This is a genomic window from Nocardia asteroides (assembly GCA_019930625.1).
GTDB lineage: Bacteria > Actinomycetota > Actinomycetes > Mycobacteriales > Mycobacteriaceae > Nocardia > Nocardia sputi.
Window position 1 is genome coordinate 3,321,064 of the sequence record CP082844.1, and the last position, 19,471, is coordinate 3,340,534.

Consider the following 19,471-nt stretch of genomic DNA (forward strand, 5'->3'; position numbering starts at 1 on the left):
GTACGTCCGGCGGTCTCTGCCGAGTGAGGTTACAGATGGTGCTCGTTACGCCTGCCGGCATGCGTGCCCGGGTCGGAGGAGGGTGCGCACATGGTGATCACTCGTGACGAGGTGATCGGGTTGGTCGACGACCTGTCCATGCTGTGTACCGGCCTGCGAGGACAGGTTGTGTGGACCGTGCCGGGTGGAGGGCACGCATGACCACGACCTTCGAAGACATCGAGATCAAGCCTTTCAAGCATCCCGATCATGCCAGTCCCGGCCTCAAAGCGGTCATCGACGCGGCGCACGCGTATATGCAGAGTTCGATCGTGCTGTTCGCGTCAGGTTCCGACGCCGGCCAGCCGGACATGATCCGCCGGCTGGCGGATAAGAAGTTGCTCAGCCAGCAAGGGCTGGAGCTCGACAAACCCGGTGCCCAGAAGCTCGACCCCGCCTCGTCGGTGATGACCGGCAACTACGGGGACAGGCTCGGTGAGTTCGTGGACATCGAATCCGACATGCGAATGAAGACCGAGAATGTGGAAGAACGCGCCTTTGCGAGCTTCGACACCTCGAACAATGCGTTCCAGGACGTCAAGAAAATCGCGGAGGGGCTGAGGGACGAGCTGAGTGGCCCGCATGAGGTGATTCGGCTGCCCGACAACAGTCTGCACCTGAGCCCGGCCGCGGAGAACCGGTTGCTGGTGCTGATCCTCGAGGCCGTGGACCGGGTGCACGACACGATCGAGGATTCCGACAGTGGTATGCGCAGGAACGCGGGCAACATCTACGAGATGATGCCGAACCTTCCCCGCAACCCGTACGGCAACGCGCCGGATGTCGGGTCTCGCAGTCCGTGGACGCCGACCGCGAGCAGCGCTACGTGGACCCGTGGGACCGGAACTCCGGATGACATCGTCACGAAGGCGCGGGAGCAGCTGGGACTCGGCGTTTCCGAGAGCGGTGGAAATAATGTCCCGATGTTCCGCGGCGCGGATGGCAAGCTCTACAAGGCCCCGTACAACATCAACGACGCATGGTGCGCGGCGTTCTCTACCTGGGCGTGGGATCAGGCCGGTTACAACGTCGACTGGACCAACAAGAATTATGTACCCGCCATCTGGAACGACGCCAAGCACATGGGATTGGCGGCGAATATCTCGAGTGCCCAAAAAGGTGACATGATCATCTTCGACTGGGAGGGTGACGGAACCCCGGACCATGTGGGCATCGTGGAATCCGTGGATCCCAGAACCGGCCGGATCAACACCATCGAAGGCAATTCCAGCGATCGCTTGCAAACACAAAGCTATGCAATGAACGCTGGATCGCTCGTCGGTGTCGTCAAACCGCCACCCTCCGACAGCTCGACGAGAGTCTGAGGGTGCCGCTCACGGTATCGGCCGATCATCGGTCCGGACCGGAGTGGTGAGCTGGGGCAGAGCTCGCTCGATGCCGACGGTGGGCCTTGCATCGTCCAACGCAGGCGACGCCGTGCCCGAAGTGGTTGCCTGTCAACTATTCGGCGTGCGCCGCAACCACCCGAACCCGCGAAAGCGGATGCGGTGTGGCGGCTTCCCGTTGGGCAACGGCGGTGAAGGTCGCCCGGCGAGAAGCCGCCGACTCGGCAGGCAGAACGCGCAACCCGCTGCGTTTTTCTGTTGCGCGAGGATTACCTGATCGGATCCTGTGCCATGGATTCTTCGGCCGACGTCTGGGATACGACCGAATTCCTGGATGTCCACACGACAGCCACCGCGGCGATGGTGAAGACCGCGCTGCACCACAACGCTTTCGCCGGCTGCCCGGTGTGATCGACCACCACAGCGGCGGCGACAGGACCGAGAACAGCGCCGATATTGAACGCGGTGGTCGCCAACGCGCCCGCGATACGTGGTGCGGCGGTCGCAGCGGTCTGCACGATCGTGGCGATCAGTGTCGAACCGACGCCGAACGCGACCGCGCCGGTCACCGCCGCCATGATCGACACACCGGCCGATGTGTGTGCGGTCAGAGCGGCCAGCAACCACACCGCGACGAGTCCGGTCGTTCCGATTCTGACGATTCGCTCCCGATGACGGTCGCTGTAGCGGCCCGTGAACGTCACGCCGAGGAACGAGCCGATGCCGAAGAAGGCCAGCACGACCGGAACCCAACCGCTACCCGCACCGGCGACAGCGGCGGTGATCGAGCCGAGGAAAGTGAAGCCCGCGAACGTCGCGGCGTTGACCAGGACCGCCACCACGACGGCGGTGCGGACCGGCCGCCTGCCGAGCACCCTCCATTCGCTCGACAGCGACAGCTCCTGTGCGCCGGGCCGATCACCGGCACGCACATCCCGAGGGACCATCGTCCACAGCGGGATAAGTACTGCCCCGCTGACTATCGCGACGGCCCAGAACGCCGCACGCCAACCCCAGACCTGTCCCAGCAGAGTCCCGGCGGGTACACCGGCGATGCAGGCCACTGTCACCCCGGATATCACCACCGAGGTGGCGCGCCCCACCACGGCCGGGCCGACCAATCGTGGCAGAGCGGCCAGCACGACAGCGAGGAATCCGGCGTTGGCGACCGCCGCGACGACCCGAGTCGCCAGCAACACCGGGAAATCGATGGTCACCGCACCGACGACGTGAGCCGCGCAGAACACCGCCAAGAACGCCGCCGCCGAATGCCTGACCGGCAATCGGCCCGCCGCCACCGCCATCGCGGGCGCGCCGAGCACCATGCCCGCCGCGAACAGCGAGGTCAGCAGACCGGCGGAACCCAGCGAGGCTCCGACGTCGACGGCGATCCGCTCCAGCAACCCCGACACCATGAATTCGGATGTGCCCTGCGCGAAAACCGCGACAGCCAGCACGAACACCACAATGGGCATAGAAGGACAACTCCCCGGATACAGGGCGCCAGGTTCACGACGCCCGAGATGGTCGCGGAATCGGGCGAACCATCGCCCGACCGCAGGGAAAACCAACATCGTCCGGCGTTGCGAAGAACCCGCCAGCCACTCGATGACCAGCGGTTCAGTCAGCTCACAACGCCGCCCAGCACAAATGCCGGGCGGCTACCGTCTGGACGACTCCGGAGAACTCACGCCCACACCGTAACAACGGACGCGGGCTCGGCCAACGCAATTACACCCGCGCCGAAGGGCTTCAGTGCGACCGCAACCGAGCTATGGCGACGTGGTTGGCGTGCGGATCCAGCGTTATCGCCGCCGCCCACACATGCGCCGCGACGGCACGTTGGTCGAAAAGGGTGACCCAGGTGTCGATGGATTCGCGGGTGTCCTTCACCCAGGTGGGCGTCGCTCCGAGTTCAGGCAGGTGGGTGTACGTCAGTGCCGTGTAGGCCTGGCCTCGGGCATCGAAGACAGTCGCCGCGCACATCGTGTCGGCGGTGGAGCGTTCGCTCATCCGGCCCGCCGCCGCGGCCTGTAGCGCGTCCCGTGGGACACCCTCGGCTGCGGTGAACACCTCGCCCACCGTCAGGTAGGCGAGCCCGAAACCCCAGATGCGGCCCGCGAAGCGGCGGATCAGCCATTCGGCCGAATCCAGTACGGGGGAGCGTTCGGCGTGGGGATCGAGGGCTATCGGGATGTGGGCGGCGTCCTGTGCGGTGGGGTTTTCGGTGCGGGCGAATCCCCAGAAGTGAATGGTGCCGGCGTCGGCGGCGTCTGCGCGGCGTTCGGACATCATCGCCGTGAGTATCGCGTCGATCGTGGCAGGGGGCGGGTATCGGACGGTGGAATTCGTCGGCTTCCGCGACTGGTGCCGCGGTCGAGTGCGTCGCTTGGACATTTCCCTTTTCGGTTGCTGCCTGTACGGGTCGTGGATGCGGCCGGGAGTATTCACGGGCGCGGTGATCGCGGCGGGACGGGAAGATCGGTGGTGCGTGCCCCGCCTGCGGGCAGCAACACCTCCCAGAACTGGGCGCGCACCGCGTCCCACAACCGGAAATGGCGTGGGAACCATTCGCGAACCTGCGCCAAATCGGGAAGTGCGCGTTCGTCGAACGCGACAAACCCGTTCTGTCCCAATGGAATCGGCACAGTATCGCCGTTGTTGCGCAGCCGGTAGGCGGGTGTGGGATCGGAGTCGTCACGCAAGAACACGATCTCGATGCGACTTCCCACTACCTGCCATCCGGCCTGCACGGCTCCGATTGTGGTTCGATGCAACCGTTTCACCCCCGCATCGGTTCCGGTGGCGCGGCCAAAGCCGACAGCCGTTCCAGTACTTCCTGAAGTGTGCGCACGTCGGGGCCGTGCCCGGCGCTACCGGGCTCGTCAGGTGACGGTAAGCGCATGCCACGCGCGGCGGCGCGTTCGCGGTGGCTCACCGCTTGCGGCGTCAGCCGACCCGAGGACACCAGCGTGCGGTAGGCCGCCGCCTTCCACGCGCACCGCGCGATGCGGCAGGTCAGGTGCACCCGCATCTGCTCGTGAGCCAGTCGCACGTCGGCGTGCCCGCAGACGTCGGGCAGCACGAGCAGGGCATGTGTCGCGCTGTGACGCCCGCGCGTATCTCCCTGCACCGCCGCATAGTTCGTTACGGATTCGGGTTCTGTTCCGTGTTCTTCGGCCATGTGCATATGCTGCGCAGCGTGCCCACGATGGGACGCGCGAAACGTCCGGTGCCGAGCAACCGGTGCGTCTGCGCTGAGCGTCTCCCGAGTCGGGCGCACATTGATTCTCGCCGTGGGAAAAACCAGACCACACCGTGGGAAAGTAAGGGGAGGACACAGCGGAATGGTGGGTACCAAGTCGGACCCCAGCCGGACGACGCTCCCGCGTCGCCAGCTGGGCCGCGCGCTGCGCGACGCGCGCCAGGCCAACGGCTACACGCTCGAGCAGGTAGCCGAGGTCCTGGAGATCAGCCGATCTTCGCTCGGACGGCTGGAACTGGGGCAGAACGAGAAGGTGAAGGTTCGGGATATCGAGTTCGTCTGCCAGTACTACGGGTTACCGGAGGAGCGGACCGAGTACCTGAAGTCGCTTGCCGAGCGGGCTCAGGCGAAACCGTGGTGGGAAGATTTTCGAGACCTGGTTCGACCGGGGTTCAATACATACCTTCAACTGGAAGCCGTGGCTACCGGATTCCGCTTCTTCCAATCACTGGTGATGCCAGGGCTTCTACAAACTGCGGACTACGCACGGGTGGCGGTGTCGTCTCCTCCGCGCATGACACCGGAAGAGGTCGAGCGACGCGTCGCATTGCGGATGCAGAGGCAGAAGATCCTGACGCGTCAACACAAGCCGTTGCCCGCCGAGTTTCTACTGCACGAGACGGTGTTGCGTACTGCTGTCGTATCCGAACGTGACATGTCTTCTCAGCTTCGCCATGTGGCCGACATGGGGACACGGGACAATGTGTCGATCCGAATCGTCCCATTCACTGCTGGGCTACCGGCCGGTATTGCTCTGCCGCCCTACATCATCCTCGACATGCCTCATGACGAGCCATCTGTCGTGTACTGCGAAGGCGCGATAGGGACAATGATTTTCGAGGATCGTATGGATGTGGAGCGGTATCAAGCCTTCTACGAGGATGTGCGGCACAGCGCACTAGGGGAACAGGCATCGCGAGACTTGCTGAGGACTATGGCACGGAGGTACGAACAGTGACCATCGGGACTTTCGGCGTCCACTGGTTCAAATCGCAACACAGTCAGGAGGAAGCATGTGTGGAAGTTGCGTGGCTCGACGCAGGTAGGGTCGGTGTCCGTGATTCAAAAAACTCGACCGGTCCGGCGTTGGTCTTCACGCCGGGCGGATGGGATGCCTTCACCGCGTGTGTCAGAGATGGTGTGTTCACACTGTTGCCCTGATCGCTAGAACAGCGGATTGGCGGACGAGGCCCGGACTCCGGCACCCCAGCCGGAGCCCGGACCGGAGCCTTTTAGACATCACCGGGCGTCACGCCGGATCGTGCAACGCCGGGCGGGTCCGGTTCACCGGCGGCTGAGCCAGACCGCTGCCAGCGGGTACGGAACGATGATCGGTGTCCCAGCGATGTTCACCGTTCCGGTCCAGAGTCCCTGGCGTGGGTCGATGTCACGCAGATCCAGGCCGAAGGGCACGTAGTCGAACGTCACGTAGGTCTCGTCCGGCCCGACCGGCGTCTGATGCCCGCCCCGGCTCGAGGTCCCACAGACCAGGGCCACAGACCGGCCATCCGGGAAGACTTGCAGATCGCAGTTCTCGATAGGCGACCCGACGACATTGGAAGGCCCCCGCCCGATGTGATAGGTCCCAGCCGGGATGACACCGTTGCGCGGAAACTCGGGATCATCAGCAGAAGCAACAGCGGGAGCAACACTGACTGCGGCGGCGGCCAACGCCGCACCGACCGCGATCTTGCCGAACTTCATGATTCCAGCTCCTTCGCTCATCAATCGAACTCAGTCGTATGTCCTAGCTTTCGTCCAGCTCGTTACTGCACCGCCACCCTAGTTGCGACCCCAAACCCGCGACGACACAACGCAAGAGCCCAGCCTTTCGCCCGGCCGTCCTTGCATGGATACCGGCAGGTCTTCTGCTAGTGTGGGCGAACCTGAGTCGTCGTCACAGGTCGAGAGGGTGGGGATGAGCCGTCGAATCATGTTGACGCTGCTCGTTGGCGCGTTGACGACCGGAGTCGTCGGGTGCGGGGACACAACGAACGGATCGCCTACGACGGGTTCCAGCAGTACTGCCGAACAGGCTCTTTTCGACCCTTGTACGGGCATCCCTGATGAGGCATTGCGCACAGCGGGGGTTGATCCAGCGACTGAAGAGGCCGGTATTGCCGGAGTGCACCAGTCCGGCTGGGAAATATGTAATTGGGACGGACCCAAATATTTTATTTCAGTGTTCTCCACCCGTCGCACGGTCGCAGAATTCGAGCGTAAGCCCGGTAACGTCGAGTTCCAGGATGTCTCGGTCGGAGGACGCCCCGGTAGGCAATTCAGGGTCGAGGGCGCGTCGAAGTATCTCGATTGCGATGTTCTATTTCCTGCGACTCAGGGAGTCCTGCAATTGAAGGTCCTGAACCGGGCAGGTGCGAACGGTCTCGAGGACCCATGCGCAGTCCTGTATCGGGTCGGCACGTCGATTGTGCCTGCACTACCGCGTTGATCAGGGAGGGGTCCTATGAGTGAGGACAGTGCGGCGTTGTGGAGCGGGCTGGCAGGTCGAGCTCGGGCTGGAGAACTGTACCTCGATGACGAGAACGCTGCGTACAACTGCGCGAAGGCATGTGACCAACGACTGGCCGATTTACAAGAGATGCGTAGGTTCATCGCTGTTGCCCAAAATGTCTCCGGCTTCGGTGATTTCGTCATGGCGGATCAGCTTGTCGGCAAGTTTCTGAAGCAAGCTACTGGCGATCCCAATTCGATCGATCAGATCATCCTGGAACACATCGAGACTGTAAAGAACATGCGTGAGGTCATGGCGATCTCGTTCAAACGCATCACCGGCACAGACATCGAGAACGCGGCCCCGATCGCTAACGCGACCGAGCAGATGCGCTGACTCTCAGCCGGGTTCATCGTGTGGGGCGGCGGGGCTGCGTCGGTGTCGTGAGCGGGTCGCTGGGTCGGGAAGAGTCGAACTCGTGGGCCTGTCCCGCTGAGTCTGCGTCTCGTCTTTCGGAACATCAACCGTGCGGCGCACCATCGCGTCTGGCGGAATCGGCGCTCGGTTTTCGGCTGGTTGGGTGGAGCATGGCCGGCGATATGAGCAAGTGAGATCGAGCTGCTCGTCTGCTAGGGTGGGCGAACCTGAGTCATCACAGGTCGAGAGGGTGGGGATGAGTCGTCGAATCATGTTGCCGCTGCTCGTTGGTGCGTTGGCGGCCGGAGTCGTCGGGTGTGGGGACACTACGAACGGATCGCCCACGACGGGAGCTAGCACGACTGCGACACAGACTCTGTTCAACCCGTGCACGGGGGTTCCCGATGATGCGCTTCGGGCTGCCGGAGTCGATCCGAAGACCGAAGAGTCCGGCATCGGTGGAGTGCATCAATCCGGTTGGGAAATCTGCCGGTGGGACGGACCCAAGTACTTCGTCACGGTCTTTTCGACCAGTCGTACAGTGTCCGAGTTCGAGCGGAAGCCGGGGAATGTGGAGTTCCAGGACGTCACGATCGCGGGCCGTCATGGCCGGCAGTTCAGAGTCGAAGGTGCGTCCAAGAATCTTGATTGTGACGTATTGTTCCCTGCTGCCCATGGGGTCGTGCAATTGAGGGTTCAGGGCCGGGCGGGTCGGGACGATCTCGAGAATCCATGCACGGTCCTGAATCGTGTCGGCGAGTCGATTGTTCCTGCACTACCGCGTTGATCTGGGAGGGAACGCATGAGTGAAGACATTGCGTCGGTCTGGAGTCGGCTTGCTGGCCAGGCTAAGACTGGTGAACTGTACCTAGACGATCAGAATGCCGCATTTCTCTGCGCGAAAGCGTGTGATTCGAGAATCGCCGAACTAGAATCGTTGCGAAGCTTGGCAGGGAATACTCAAAACGTATCCGGCTTTGGTGATTTCGAGATGGCCGCCGACCTGGTCAAAAAGTTTTTGAAACAGGCTGTGGGTGATCCGAATTCAATCGACCAGATCATCCTGGAACACATCGAAACCGTGAAGAACATGCGTGAGGTCATGGCGATTTCCTTCAAACGCATCACCGGCACAGACATCGAGAACGCGGCCCCGATCGCGAACGCTACCGAGCAGGTGCGCTGATGGTTAACCCGTTCTACAATATGAGCCTGGGGTTTCCCGACTATCCCCAGCTCGGTTCGACTATCCTGCGCAATTTCACCAACTGGATGTCTGGTGAAGAGTTGCAGCCCGATATCGATCCGGCCGCGGTGCAGGACAAGTACAACCAGCAGCGCGACGGTGTGCGCAGCCGGGCTGCCGGTGTCGGTTTCCAGGGCGAGTTCCGGCCGAGGGAAGTTCTCGACGCGGATGAGTTCGAGCGGCACGGCGTCGCGACGCTGCGGGAAAAGGTCGATCAGATCGATCTGAAGGCGGTCGGAGACTTGGTGTTCGCGTGGAACACGATCGCCGATCGGCACCAGACTTCGTTGGACAACTTCACGAAGGCGATGGCTCTGGCCACCGACGAGGGGGTGTGGCGGGGCGAGGCGCGCAACGCCGCCGCGACCGCGGTGGGCGACTACGCCGCCCAGGGGGCGCAGGTCTCGAACGCCGCTCGACTGACCAGCAGCAAGCTGTCCGAATTGTTGACGGGGTTGGAGCCGACCAAGCAACTCGTCCCGCATGCGCCGGAACATCGCAGCGGAATCGGCAACGCGCTCGCGTGGGCGGCGGGGCGCGGATGGCGCAATGACGACGTCGCCGAGTACAACGCGAAGACAGAGGCGTTGCGGGTACTGCGAACCGTCTACGCCCCGGTGGTGATGGAGTCCGACACAAACGTGCCCGTGATTCCTCGTCCGAACCCTGCTGCGAATCCGAATGGCGTCGACAACGGAAGCAATCCGCAGGGGACGAACAGCGGGAACCCTTCGGGCACCCCGTCGTCGCCCAACTCGAATCCCACCGGTACGAATCCCACCGACGATTCGACCACCCCGTCCACCACCCAGCCCTCGGACACCACCTCTGGAACACCGGAGTCGACCAGTACCGATCCGTCGTCCACTACGCAGGATTCGACCACACCGGCGTCGACCACGCCCGCCTCGACGACGCCTGCTCCGAGCACAGCGCCGAATACTCCTGGAAGTCCGGGAAGCCCACATCTCGGCACTCCCGGCAGTCCCAACGGGCCAGGTGCGCCGGGCGTATCGGTGTCGCCGCGAGCCACGTCGAACAACCCCAACGCGTCCCCGGCCGCTGCCGCGCGAACCGGCGCATCTCCCGGTCGCGCCGGTATGAGCGGGATGCCGGGCGGAATGGCCCCTGGTGCGCGTGGCGGCAAATCCGATGACGAGACGGCCAAGGGCATTCCGGACTACCTGATCACTCAGGAACACGGCAACGAGGTCACCGGGCTCGACGACCTGCCGGGGACGGTGCCGCCGGTCATCGGTGACAACCCGCGATAAGGACCGCACACATGTCTGAAGCGCAGAGCTGGCGGTTCACCGCGCTCGAATTCCGGACCTTATGGGAGTCCACCGGCCGGGACGTACTGCCTTATCCCTTGCGGCACCAGTTCACAACGGAGTTCCGGTCGGAGAGCTTGCGGTTGCGGCAAGCGGCGGCGCAGACGCTGCGCCCGCGCATCGGTGAAGATCTATTGCGTGCGGTAGAAGTACTGCTCGCTCCGGAAGCACGGGTCGAAGTGGCCGGAGTGGCCGGCCGGACCCGCAAGCTGCGGGCGCACGCGGGGGTGCACTACCAGCACGGCGCGGTCGCGGTGCAGGAGCCGGGACCCGACCCGGAGCAAGGCGGCGATGTGGTGCTGACGTTGCTGCCCGCCGGTGAGGTGGCGCGAGCCGTGGTCGACGTGTTCCCCGCCTGCGGCCCTGGGCAGGGCAAGCAATTGCAGGCTTCGGCGGAGGAGCTGGCGCGGCCGAGACCGCCGGTCCGGGACGCCTGGCGGCCGACACCGCGAGAGGAATTCGAGCGGTTCTTCACTCGAGCGATGACTTTGATCGGTCACGTCGGTGTCTACGCGATGGGCAGCGTGGACAATCGGCATATCAACGGTCGTAAGGACTTCCAGCTCAACGATGTGGAAAACGACGGCCGTTACGTCACCTTCGGCACCGACGTGGTGACGATCAAACCCACCACTGCCGACCGAATCGCAGGTACGTTGCAACAGATGATGGCCCGCACCGTCACGGAAGTGCGCGAGGGCGTCCACCTACCGTACTGAACGGCCGAACGTCCGCCCATCGTCCCGGTGCAGGCCGGGACCCTTTGCCGGGCCTCGGTTCTCACCCAGGCGAGGGGCGGACGTTCGGTGGGCGGCTCCGCCGGAGGGGGACGGCGGCCGTCGCGCCCGTGTCCCGCGGGGTCCGGACCGCGGGACGTCGAGGGTCAGACGTTCGCGTACGCCAGCGACGGAACGCGCTGGATGGCGAACGAGGATCGCAGGTAGAACCACCAGGTGACGGTGGCCATCACCAGGAAGGTCGCGGCGTAGGCCCAGAACGCGGGAGCCATGCTGTGCAGGTGGGTGTTGGACAACCGCAGCGCCTGCTGCAACAGCCAGCCGCCGGAGGCGCCCACCGCGCCGATGACGCCGATCGCCGCGCCCGCCTGGCGCTTGGCCGAGGCGACGGCCTCTGTCATGTCGAGGCCGTGCTCGGCGGCGTACTTCTTGGACTCCGCGCTGAAGATGGTCGGGATCATTCGGTAGGTCGAGCCGTTGCCGATGCCGGTCAGCACGAACAGCAGCAGGAACGCCAGGAGGTAGAGCGGGAAGCTCTTCATCTCGAGTCCGACCATGATGAGCGCGACCGCGATCGCCATGCCGCCGAACACGTACAGGGTGATCTTCGCGCCGCCGACCTTGTCGGAGATCCAGCCGCCGAAGGGCCGGCTGAACGACCCGACCAGTGCCCCGAGGAACGCGAGGTTACCGAGCGTGGTGATCCAGCCGATCTTCGTCAGCTCCGGGAAGTTGGCCTTGATCAGCGTCGGGAAGGCGAAGGAGAAGCCGATGAACGAGCCGAAGGTACCGATGTAGAGGACGGCCATCACCCAGGTGTGGCGGTTGGTGAGGGCGCGGCGGTAGGACTTCCCGTCGGACTTGGCGGTGCTGATGCTGTCCATGTAACGCAGCGCGCCGAACGCGGCGGCCAGGATGAACGGCACCCAGACCAGGACCGACAGCGTGATGCCGAAGCGGTAACCGGCCGGGTCCTTCGCCATGAGGTGCGTGCCGAAGGTGATCAGCAACGGGAGCACCAACTGCGTCTGGGCGACGCCGAGGTTGCCACCCGCGGCGTTGATGCCCAGCGCCGCGCCCTTCTTGCCCTCGGGGAAGAAGAAGTTGATGTTGGCCATGGAGGAGGAGAAATTGCCGCCGCCGACTCCGGCCAGCGCCGCCAGCAGCAGGAACACCCACATCGGCGTGCCGGGCTGGTTGACGAAGTAGGCCAGGCCGAGGGTCGGGATCAGCAGCATGGCCGCGCTGAAGGCGGTGAAGGCCCGCCCCCCGAACCGGGGGATGGCGAAGGTGTAGGGGATGCGCAGTGCGGCGCCGACCAGGGTGGGGGTCGAGGTCAGCAGCAGCGCGTTGCTCACCGCGGTCGGATTTCCTTGGCCGAGACCGGCGAGGAAGCCGAATCCGGCGGCGCCCATGCTGGTCACCACCGTGCCCCAGATGACCCAGACGCTGAAGCCGAGATTCTCGGCGAACACGGAGAAAAGCAAGTTCTTGCGCGCGGTTTTCGCACCGCCGGATTCCCAGAATTGCGCGTTGTCCGGATCCCAGTGGTCGAGCCAGCGTCCACGTTTCCGGTGTTCGAAAGTCGTTGTCGGCGACTGCTGGCCGGTGGCTGCTACGGCGGTCATCGGCTTCCTCTCGATTCGGCTCGACCGGCCCTCATCGCGGCGGTGTCGAGTGCCAAGCTACGGTCGAGACAAAGGTATGAGCCGCTTGTTGCGTCCCCGTGGCCCTCGGTGACGTTCCCGGCAATTCCGACTCACATCGCGTAAGCGCGGATGGTGACCACTCGGTTACCTCGCGGATTTCAGCGCGCGTCGGGATATTCCGCGATAAGAGAATTGAGGAAGCATCGCGTGGCCGAGGCGGCCCGTTCGGGATCGCCGTCGATCACCGCGTGCACCAAGGCGGCATGCTCCTCGGCATAGGACTCGTCGGACTTCGATGTCCGTGCGTGAATGACCTGCTCGATGATGGGCAGTAGCGAATCGTAGAACTCGAGATACACCGCGTTGTGACTCGCGACGACGATCGCGCGGTGCAGTTGGACATCCGCCTCGATCGCGGCGGCCCGGTCCTCGTCCCATCCCTTGTCGCGTTCGTCGAGCAAGCGCAGCAGGGTCGCGATGTCGGTGTCGTCGCGGCGGCGGGCGGCCAGGGCGGCGGCGGTGGTGTCCAGCGCGAGGCGCAGTTCCAAGACGTCGCGTTGCTCGGCGTCGGCGAAGTACTTGCCGAGGGTGCCGCCGAGATCGGATGCCGCGATGACATAGGTTCCGGAGCCTTGGCGACGTTCCAGCATGCCCGCGTGCACGAGAGCCTGGACGGCTTCGCGCACGGTGTTGCGGCCGGTGCCGGTGAGTTCTGTGAGCTCCGGCTCGGTGGGGATGCGGGAGCCGATGGACCAACGGCCGGAACGGATTTCGGCACGCAGCTGCTCGGTGACCTGGGCGATGAGGCTGGTTCGCCGGACGGGTTGCACCTCGACAGAGTACCGCCCATCACAAATCGTTGCCGCGCATCATCCGGTCATCCTATGATTTCTCGGTGACTGCGACTATTCCGGAAACAGCGCCCGGCCGGGAATCCGTCCTGGTCGAGCGCCGTCGACGTGCGTTGACCGAGGGCCGTCTGCTGGTTCTCACCGCCATCGTGATGTCGGCGCTCACCCTGCGGGTCGCGGTCACCGCGTACAGTCCGCTGGCCGAGCGGATCGGCGCCGAGATCGGTTACGGCGCTGCGGTCGTCGGCGTCTTCGGCATGATCCCCACCGCGATGTTCGCGTTGTCGGGACTGCTCACGCCGATCTTGGCGGTCCGGCTCGGGCTGGAGCGCACGGCGCTGACGGCCATGCTGATGGCCGGGGCGGGCATGCTGATCCGGGTGCTGATGTCGGGCACCGCCGAACTGCTCGTCTTCTCGGCCCTCGCGCTGGCGGGCATGGGCATCGGCAACGTGGTGATCCCGCCTCTGGTCAAGCGGTACTTCCCGGATCGACTCGCGGTGATCAGCTCGCTGTACATCGTGATGGTGCAACTCGGCACGGTCGTGCCCGCCTTCGCCGCGGTCCCGCTCGCGGATGCGCACGGCTGGCGCGTCTCGCTCGGTGTGTGGGGCCTGCTCGGCTTCGCCGCCGCGGTGCCTTGGCTGGCGGTGCTGCGCGGCAGACGCGGACATGACGGCGCGGACATGACCGCGCTGCCGGGACAAGCGCCGGATACCGGGCGCGTGTGGCGCTCACCGATCGCCTGGGGGATGGCGGGCATGTTCGGCATGACCTCGCTCACGACCTATGCGATGTTCACCTGGTTGCCGAAGATCCTGACCGAGGCGGGCGCGAGCGCCGCGTACGGCGGAGCCATGGTGGGGCTGTTCGCCGTGGTCGGCTTGGTCGCCGCCCTCACCGCGCCGACCCTTGTCGCCCGGTTCGGTAATCCGTTCCCGGTGGTGGTCGTGTGCGCCGTGCTGTTCTTCGTGGCGTTCGCCGGGCTGCTCACCGCGCCGATGACCGCCCCCATCCTGTGGGTTGTCGTTCTCGGCCTCGGCCCGAGCACCTTCCCGATTGCGCTGACCCTGATCAACTTGCGCACCCGTACGCCCGCCGGGTCGGCGGCGCTGTCCGGCTTCACTCAGGGCGTCGGCTACGCGGTGGCCTGTGTGGGGCCGCTGCTGTTCGGGGTGCTGCGCACGGCCACCGGCGGGTGGCTCATCCCGTTCGGGATGCTCGGCGTCGCGGTGCTGGTGTTGCTCGCGGGCGCCTGGCAGGCGTGCAAGCCGCGCCTGCTCGAAGACACGTGGTGACATCCCGGCGCGATCGCGATGCGCGGGAATCTCACAACTCGGGTTGCGGGACTGTGCGAACCGGGTGAGGATGTGCGCATGAATTCGCGCCGCCAGTAGCGCGCGTCACACCTCACCGATCGCATTATTCGATATCGGCCTTTTTGTGACGGACGGAAACCGTTGTGTCACATGCCTGAAACATTCGATAGAAACTCACCCCGGTGCGGCGGTAATCGTGAGCAACCGTTGATTTCACGGTCATTTCACGCAGCATTTCGGCAATACCCATTTCCTACCGTGGGGCCAACCGACTTTGGGAGGCCCCGTTGAGCACGCTGACGCGTAACCGTCTGGAAGCGCTGGGACGGACTATGTTCCGCAGGCCGCGCATCGAGCACTGGGACGCCGAGGATGTCGCCGCCTGGGAAGCAGGCGGCAAGGACATCGCCAGGCGCAACCTGATCTGGTCGGTCTTCGCCGAGCACGTCGGGTTCTCGGTGTGGTCGATCTGGTCGGTGATGGTGCTGTTCATGCCCACCGACAAGTTCGGCATCGATCCGGCGGGCAAGTTCTTCCTGGTCGCGATGCCGACGCTGGTCGGCGCGTTCCTGCGGATTCCCTACACCGTGGCGACCGCGCGCTTCGGCGGGCGCAACTGGACGGTCTTCAGCGCGCTGATGCTGCTGATCCCGACCCTGCTCACGCTGTATTTCGTCAACCAGCCCGGCACCTCGTACACGACGTTCCTCGTGGTCGCGGCCTTCGCCGGCTTCGGTGGCGGCAACTTCGCCTCCTCGATGACCAACATCAACGCGTTCTACCCTCAGCGGCTCAAGGGCTGGGCGCTGGGCCTGAACGCGGGCGGCGGCAACATCGGCGTCCCGGTGATCCAGCTGATCGGCCTGTTCGTCATCGCGACCCTCGGCAACGAGTACGCCTCGTTGATCTGCGCGATCTACCTGGTGTTCATCGCGATCGCCGGCGTGGGCGCCGCGCTGTACATGGACAACCTGCCCAACCAGAAGGCCGACCTGTCCTACATGATCACGGCTTTGAAGGTGCCGCAGTCCTGGGCGATCGCGTTCCTCTACATCGGCACCTTCGGCTCGTTCATCGGCTACAGCTTCGCCTTCGGGCAGATCCTGCAGATCAGCTTCCGGGCGGGCGGCGACAGCGTCGCGCAGGCCACGCTGCACGCCGCGCAGATCGCCTTCCTCGGCCCGCTGCTCGGTTCGCTGGCCAGGCCGTATGGCGGCAAGTGGGCAGACCGCATCGGCGGCAGCCGGGTAACCCTGTACGTCTTCGGCGCCATGATGGCGGCGGCCGTGCTGGTCACCGGGGCCAGCATGATGGCCGACAACAACAACGGCGTGGCCAGCGGTGCGGTGATGACCGCCCTCGTGGTCGGCTTCATCGCCCTGTTCGTGCTCTCCGGCATCGGCAACGGGTCGGTCACCAAGATCATCCCGTCGGTGTTCGAGGCCAAGTCCAGGAGCCTGGACGCCACCCCGGACGCGCGGGCGGCCTGGTCGCAGAACACCTCCGGCGCGCTGATCGGATTCGTCGGCGCCATCGGCGCGCTCGGCGGCGTGGCCATCAACTTGGTGCTGCGTTCCTCATACGCCTCGACCCAGTCGGCCACCACCGCGTTCTGGGTGTTCATGGCCTTCTACGTGGTCTGCGCCCTCGTGGTCTGGGCGGTCTTCCTGCGCCGTCCCGGCGTGCGCGGCGTCGCCACCGAGTCCGATGTCGTCACCGAAGCCGAGACGTTCGTCCTCGAAGCCGAAGCAGGCCGCTCCCAGTCCCCGTCCGCCGGCTCGTCGGCCCGCGCCTGACCCCCGATCCAGTCCAGGAGGACCCCAGATGAACCCCACAGTCGCTCGCAAGACCGCGGTGGTCGTCGGCCATGGCATGGTCGGGCACCGGTTCGTGGAGGCGCTGCGCTCGCGCGACACCGAAGGCCACTGGCAGGTGATCGTGCTCAGCGAGGAGCAGCTGCCCGCCTACGACCGCGTCGGCCTCTCGTCCTACGTCGGCGCCTGGGACGCGAGCGCGCTCGCGCTGCCCGGCAACGAGTACGCCGGTGACGAGCTGGTCGAGCTGCGACTGGGCCAGCGCGCCGAGTCGATCGACCGGGCGGCGCGCAAGGTGACCACGTCGGCAGGCGACATCCTCGCCTACGACGCGCTCGTGCTGGCCACCGGCTCCTACCCGTTCGTGCCTCCGGTGCCCGGTCACGACCGACCGGAGTGCTTCGTCTACCGCACCCTCGAGGACCTGGACGGCATCCGCGCCGCCGCCGAGGCCGCCGGACCCGGCGCGGCCGGCGTGGTGGTCGGTGGCGGACTGCTCGGCCTGGAGGCCGCGAACGCGCTGCGTCTGCTCGGGCTGACCCCGCACGTGGTCGAGTACAACACCCGGCTGATGCCCGCGCAGGTCGACGAGGGCGGCGGCGCCATCCTGGAGCGGCTGGTCACCGACCTCGGCCTGCACGTGCACACCGGCGTCGGCACCTCCTCGATCGAGGGGGCGGGCACGGGCGTGAAGGTCACCCTCTCCGACGAGACGGTGATCGAGGCCGGGCTGGTGGTGTTCTCCGCCGGTGTCCGCCCGCGCGACCAGATCGCCCGCGACGCGGGGCTGGAAGTCGGCCCGCGCGGCGGCATCATCACCGACCTCGGCTTGCAGACCTCCGACCCGAACATCTGGGCCATCGGTGAATGCGCCGCCGTTGAGGGCGTGTGCTACGGCTTGGTCGCGCCGGGCTACAGCACCGCCGAGATCGTGGCCGACCGCCTCCTGGGCGGCGCGGGCGAGTTCCCTGGTGCGGACATGTCGACCAAGCTCAAGCTGCTGGGTGTCGACGTGGCCAGCTTCGGCGACGCGCACGGCGTCACCGAGGGCGCGCTGTCGGTCGTGCTGCACGACGCGGCGAAGGGCACCTACGCCAAGCTGGTCGTCTCCGATGACGCGAAGATCCTGCTCGGCGGCATCCTGGTCGGCGACGCCACCGCCTATTCGGCGCTGCGCCCGCTGGTCGGCCGTCCGCTGCCCGCCGAACCGGCCGCGCTGATCTCGCCCGCCGGCGCGGAACTGGGCGCCGACGCGCTGCCCGACGACGCGCAGATCTGCTCGTGCAACAACGTCTCGAAGGGCGCGATCTGCGGGGCGATCGCGGACGGCGCCTGCGACGTCCCGGCGATCAAGAGCTGCACCTCCGCCGGAACCTCCTGCGGCGGCTGCGTTCCCATGCTCAAGAAGCTGCTCGAGCAGTCCGGCGTGGAGATGTCGAAGGCGCTGTGCGAGCACTTCGAGCAGTCGCGCGCCGAGCTGTTCCAGATCGTCCAGGTCACCGGCATCCGCACCTTCTCCGGCCTGCTCGCCAAGTACGGCAAGGGCGCGGGTTGCGACATCTGCAAGCCGACCGTCGCCTCCATCCTCGCCTCCACCTCGAGCGATCACATCCTCGACGGCGAGCAGGCCGCGCTGCAGGACACCAACGACCACTTCCTGGCCAACCTGCAGAAGAACGGCACCTACTCGGTGGTGCCCAGGATGCCCGGCGGCGAGGTGACCGCCGAGCAGCTGATCACCATCGGTGAGGTGGCCAAGGAATTCGGCCTGTATGTGAAGGTCACCGGTGGCCAGCGCATCGACCTGTTCGGCGCGCGCGTCGAGCAGTTGCCGCTGATCTGGAAGCGGCTGGTCGAGGCGGGCATGGAATCCGGGCACGCGTACGGCAAGTCGCTGCGCACCGTGAAGAGCTGCGTCGGCTCCACGTGGTGCCGCTACGGTCAGCAGGACTCGGTCGGCATGGCCGTGCTGCTGGAGAAGCGCTACCGCGGCCTGCGGTCGCCGCACAAGCTCAAGCTGGCGGTCTCCGGCTGCGCCCGCGAATGCGCCGAGGCGCGCGGCAAGGACGTCGGTGTGATCGCCACCGAGAACGGCTGGAACCTCTACGTCGGCGGCAACGGCGGCCTCACCCCGAAGCACGCGGTGCTGCTGGCCGGTGAGCTCGACGACGAGACGCTGATCAAGTACATCGATCGGTACCTGATGTTCTACATCCGCACCGCCGACCGTTTGCAGCGCACCGCCCCGTGGCAGGAGGCGCTGGAAGGCGGCATGGATTACCTCAAGCAGGTGATCTGTGAGGACAGCCTCGGCATCGCCGAGGATCTGGAGACGGCGATGGCCCAGCATGTCGCCGGCTACCGCGACGAGTGGGCCGCGGTGCTGGAAGACGAAGAGAAGCTGTCTCGCTTCGTGTCGTTCGTCAACGCCCCGGAGGAAGCCGATCCGACGATTTCCTTCGACGAAACCGGGGAGCGGAAGGTTCCCGTCCTGCTCGGACTGCCGGAAGTCCCGGTCGCCACGCAGGGGAAATGACCGCTTAACCGCCTGGAAACAGAACGTCGGTACCAATGAGTAAGGCGTTTGGAGGATGACACCGATGACCGTGATCGATACCCCCGGCATCGCCGCAGCTACCACCACAGGGTGGACGCAGGCATGCCGTCTCGACTACCTGATTCCCGGCCGCGGCGTTGCGGTGTTGCTGAAAGGCGGCCGTCAGGCCGCCCTGTTCCTGCTGGAGAACGGCATGCTGTATGCCGTCGGCAATATCGATCCGATCGGCCGGGCGGCGGTTATGTCGCGCGGGATCGTCGGCGATCGCGGCGGGGTGCCCGTCGTGGCCTCGCCGCTGCTGAAGCAAGCTTTCTCCCTGGTCGACGGGCGTTGCCTGGACGACGAATCGGCGATGCTGCCGGTGTACGCGGTGCGCGTGGACGACGGCATCGTTTCGATTTCCAACGAGCCGGTGTCCACCGCGCTCGCGTCCTCGGATGGATGA

At 65.5% G+C, this 19,471-nt stretch carries 20 protein-coding genes; 13 read left to right on the forward strand and 7 right to left on the reverse strand.

Going from position 1 to position 19,471, the window contains the following annotated elements; translation table 11 throughout:
* Positions 1–197: 197 nt before the first annotated feature.
* Positions 198–1,364 carry a CHAP domain-containing protein gene (locus K8O92_15115; GenBank protein ID UAK35030.1) on the forward strand — a complete coding sequence of 389 codons (1,167 nt, stop codon included), beginning with the start codon at positions 198–200 and terminating at the stop codon, positions 1,362–1,364.
* 290 nt (positions 1,365–1,654) lie between these two features.
* On the opposite strand, the gene K8O92_15120 is transcribed toward K8O92_15115, so the two are convergent.
* The 4 genes from K8O92_15120 to K8O92_15135 form a co-directional block, all read right to left on the reverse strand.
* Positions 1,655–2,860 carry an MFS transporter gene (locus K8O92_15120; protein ID UAK35031.1) on the reverse strand — a complete coding sequence of 402 codons (1,206 nt, stop codon included), beginning with the start codon at positions 2,858–2,860 and terminating at the stop codon, positions 1,655–1,657.
* A gap of 277 nt (positions 2,861–3,137) precedes the next feature.
* On the reverse strand, positions 3,138–3,680 hold the full coding sequence (locus tag K8O92_15125) for a hypothetical protein (GenBank protein UAK35032.1): 543 nt from the start codon (positions 3,678–3,680) through the stop codon (positions 3,138–3,140).
* A gap of 152 nt (positions 3,681–3,832) precedes the next feature.
* Complete coding sequence (locus tag K8O92_15130) at positions 3,833–4,138, reverse strand: hypothetical protein (GenBank protein UAK35033.1); 306 nt, start codon at positions 4,136–4,138, stop codon at positions 3,833–3,835.
* A 29-nt stretch (positions 4,139–4,167) separates the two neighbouring features.
* Positions 4,168–4,569: a hypothetical protein gene (locus K8O92_15135; GenBank protein UAK35034.1), complete on the reverse strand. Its 402-nt coding sequence runs from the start codon at positions 4,567–4,569 to the stop codon at positions 4,168–4,170.
* A gap of 163 nt (positions 4,570–4,732) precedes the next feature.
* Between K8O92_15135 and K8O92_15140 the strand changes: the two genes are divergently transcribed.
* Positions 4,733–5,608 (forward strand): helix-turn-helix domain-containing protein, encoded by an 876-nt coding sequence (locus K8O92_15140; protein UAK35035.1) that lies wholly within the window; start codon positions 4,733–4,735, stop codon positions 5,606–5,608.
* Positions 5,605–5,811 (forward strand): DUF397 domain-containing protein, encoded by a 207-nt coding sequence (locus K8O92_15145; GenBank protein UAK35036.1) that lies wholly within the window; start codon positions 5,605–5,607, stop codon positions 5,809–5,811. The genes K8O92_15140 and K8O92_15145 overlap by 4 nt, the downstream gene beginning before the upstream one ends.
* 123 nt (positions 5,812–5,934) lie before the next feature.
* On the opposite strand, the gene K8O92_15150 is transcribed toward K8O92_15145, so the two are convergent.
* Positions 5,935–6,354, reverse strand: coding sequence for a hypothetical protein (locus tag K8O92_15150; GenBank protein ID UAK35037.1), 420 nt, complete (start codon positions 6,352–6,354; stop codon positions 5,935–5,937).
* Positions 6,355–6,568: 214 nt separating this feature from the next.
* On the opposite strand from K8O92_15150, the gene K8O92_15155 reads away from it, so the two are divergent.
* The 6 genes from K8O92_15155 (at position 6,569) to K8O92_15180 (ending at position 10,818) form a co-directional block, all read left to right on the forward strand.
* Complete coding sequence (locus K8O92_15155; GenBank protein UAK35719.1) at positions 6,569–7,099, forward strand: DUF3558 domain-containing protein; 531 nt, start codon at positions 6,569–6,571, stop codon at positions 7,097–7,099.
* A 15-nt stretch (positions 7,100–7,114) separates the two neighbouring features.
* Entirely contained in the window at positions 7,115–7,498 is a 384-nt protein-coding gene (locus tag K8O92_15160) for a hypothetical protein (protein UAK35038.1), read from the forward strand.
* Positions 7,499–7,775: 277 nt separating this feature from the next.
* Complete coding sequence (locus K8O92_15165; protein UAK35039.1) at positions 7,776–8,306, forward strand: DUF3558 domain-containing protein; 531 nt, start codon at positions 7,776–7,778, stop codon at positions 8,304–8,306.
* A gap of 15 nt (positions 8,307–8,321) precedes the next feature.
* Positions 8,322–8,705, forward strand: a complete 384-nt coding sequence (locus K8O92_15170; GenBank protein UAK35040.1) for a hypothetical protein — start codon at positions 8,322–8,324, stop codon at positions 8,703–8,705.
* Entirely contained in the window at positions 8,705–10,039 is a 1,335-nt protein-coding gene (locus K8O92_15175) for a hypothetical protein (protein UAK35041.1), read from the forward strand. The genes K8O92_15170 and K8O92_15175 overlap by 1 nt, the downstream gene beginning before the upstream one ends.
* Before the next feature lie 11 nt (positions 10,040–10,050).
* Complete coding sequence (locus K8O92_15180; GenBank protein UAK35042.1) at positions 10,051–10,818, forward strand: ESX secretion-associated protein EspG; 768 nt, start codon at positions 10,051–10,053, stop codon at positions 10,816–10,818.
* 164 nt (positions 10,819–10,982) lie between these two features.
* On the opposite strand, the gene K8O92_15185 is transcribed toward K8O92_15180, so the two are convergent.
* Positions 10,983–12,464 carry an MFS transporter gene (locus K8O92_15185; protein ID UAK35043.1) on the reverse strand — a complete coding sequence of 494 codons (1,482 nt, stop codon included), beginning with the start codon at positions 12,462–12,464 and terminating at the stop codon, positions 10,983–10,985.
* A 179-nt stretch (positions 12,465–12,643) separates the two neighbouring features.
* Positions 12,644–13,315, reverse strand: a complete 672-nt coding sequence (locus K8O92_15190; GenBank protein ID UAK35044.1) for an FCD domain-containing protein — start codon at positions 13,313–13,315, stop codon at positions 12,644–12,646.
* A 173-nt stretch (positions 13,316–13,488) separates the two neighbouring features.
* Between K8O92_15190 and K8O92_15195 the strand changes: the two genes are divergently transcribed.
* The 4 genes from K8O92_15195 to nirD all read left to right on the forward strand — a co-directional run bounded on the left by K8O92_15195 (position 13,489) and on the right by nirD (position 19,471).
* On the forward strand, positions 13,489–14,634 hold the full coding sequence (locus K8O92_15195) for an MFS transporter (protein UAK35720.1): 1,146 nt from the start codon (positions 13,489–13,491) through the stop codon (positions 14,632–14,634).
* Between the two features lie 353 nt (positions 14,635–14,987).
* Positions 14,988–16,451, forward strand: coding sequence for a NarK/NasA family nitrate transporter (locus K8O92_15200; protein ID UAK35721.1), 1,464 nt, complete (start codon positions 14,988–14,990; stop codon positions 16,449–16,451).
* A gap of 28 nt (positions 16,452–16,479) precedes the next feature.
* Positions 16,480–19,005, forward strand: a complete 2,526-nt coding sequence (nirB, locus tag K8O92_15205) for a nitrite reductase large subunit NirB (GenBank protein UAK35045.1) — start codon at positions 16,480–16,482, stop codon at positions 19,003–19,005.
* A 64-nt stretch (positions 19,006–19,069) separates the two neighbouring features.
* A complete protein-coding gene (nirD, locus tag K8O92_15210) occupies positions 19,070–19,471 on the forward strand; it encodes a nitrite reductase small subunit NirD (GenBank protein ID UAK35046.1) in 402 nt (133 codons plus the stop codon).

Bases quoted from the DNA above. Each gene is read 5' to 3' on its own strand.
- K8O92_15115 (UAK35030.1), top strand. From the start codon at position 198: ATGACCACGACCTTCGAAGACATCGAGATCAAGCCTTTCAAGCATCCC.
- K8O92_15120 (UAK35031.1), bottom strand. From the start codon at position 2,860: ATGCCCATTGTGGTGTTCGTGCTGGCTGTCGCGGTTTTCGCGCAGGGC.
- K8O92_15125 (UAK35032.1), bottom strand. From the start codon at position 3,680: ATGATGTCCGAACGCCGCGCAGACGCCGCCGACGCCGGCACCATTCAC.
- K8O92_15135 (UAK35034.1), bottom strand. From the start codon at position 4,569: ATGGCCGAAGAACACGGAACAGAACCCGAATCCGTAACGAACTATGCG.
- K8O92_15140 (UAK35035.1), top strand. From the start codon at position 4,733: ATGGTGGGTACCAAGTCGGACCCCAGCCGGACGACGCTCCCGCGTCGC.
- K8O92_15150 (UAK35037.1), bottom strand. From the start codon at position 6,354: ATGAAGTTCGGCAAGATCGCGGTCGGTGCGGCGTTGGCCGCCGCCGCA.
- K8O92_15155 (UAK35719.1), top strand. From the start codon at position 6,569: ATGAGCCGTCGAATCATGTTGACGCTGCTCGTTGGCGCGTTGACGACC.
- K8O92_15160 (UAK35038.1), top strand. From the start codon at position 7,115: ATGAGTGAGGACAGTGCGGCGTTGTGGAGCGGGCTGGCAGGTCGAGCT.
- K8O92_15165 (UAK35039.1), top strand. From the start codon at position 7,776: ATGAGTCGTCGAATCATGTTGCCGCTGCTCGTTGGTGCGTTGGCGGCC.
- K8O92_15170 (UAK35040.1), top strand. From the start codon at position 8,322: ATGAGTGAAGACATTGCGTCGGTCTGGAGTCGGCTTGCTGGCCAGGCT.
- K8O92_15175 (UAK35041.1), top strand. From the start codon at position 8,705: ATGGTTAACCCGTTCTACAATATGAGCCTGGGGTTTCCCGACTATCCC.
- K8O92_15180 (UAK35042.1), top strand. From the start codon at position 10,051: ATGTCTGAAGCGCAGAGCTGGCGGTTCACCGCGCTCGAATTCCGGACC.
- K8O92_15185 (UAK35043.1), bottom strand. From the start codon at position 12,464: ATGACCGCCGTAGCAGCCACCGGCCAGCAGTCGCCGACAACGACTTTC.
- K8O92_15195 (UAK35720.1), top strand. From the start codon at position 13,489: ATGTCGGCGCTCACCCTGCGGGTCGCGGTCACCGCGTACAGTCCGCTG.
- K8O92_15200 (UAK35721.1), top strand. From the start codon at position 14,988: ATGTTCCGCAGGCCGCGCATCGAGCACTGGGACGCCGAGGATGTCGCC.
- nirB (UAK35045.1), top strand. From the start codon at position 16,480: ATGAACCCCACAGTCGCTCGCAAGACCGCGGTGGTCGTCGGCCATGGC.
- nirD (UAK35046.1), top strand. From the start codon at position 19,070: ATGACCGTGATCGATACCCCCGGCATCGCCGCAGCTACCACCACAGGG.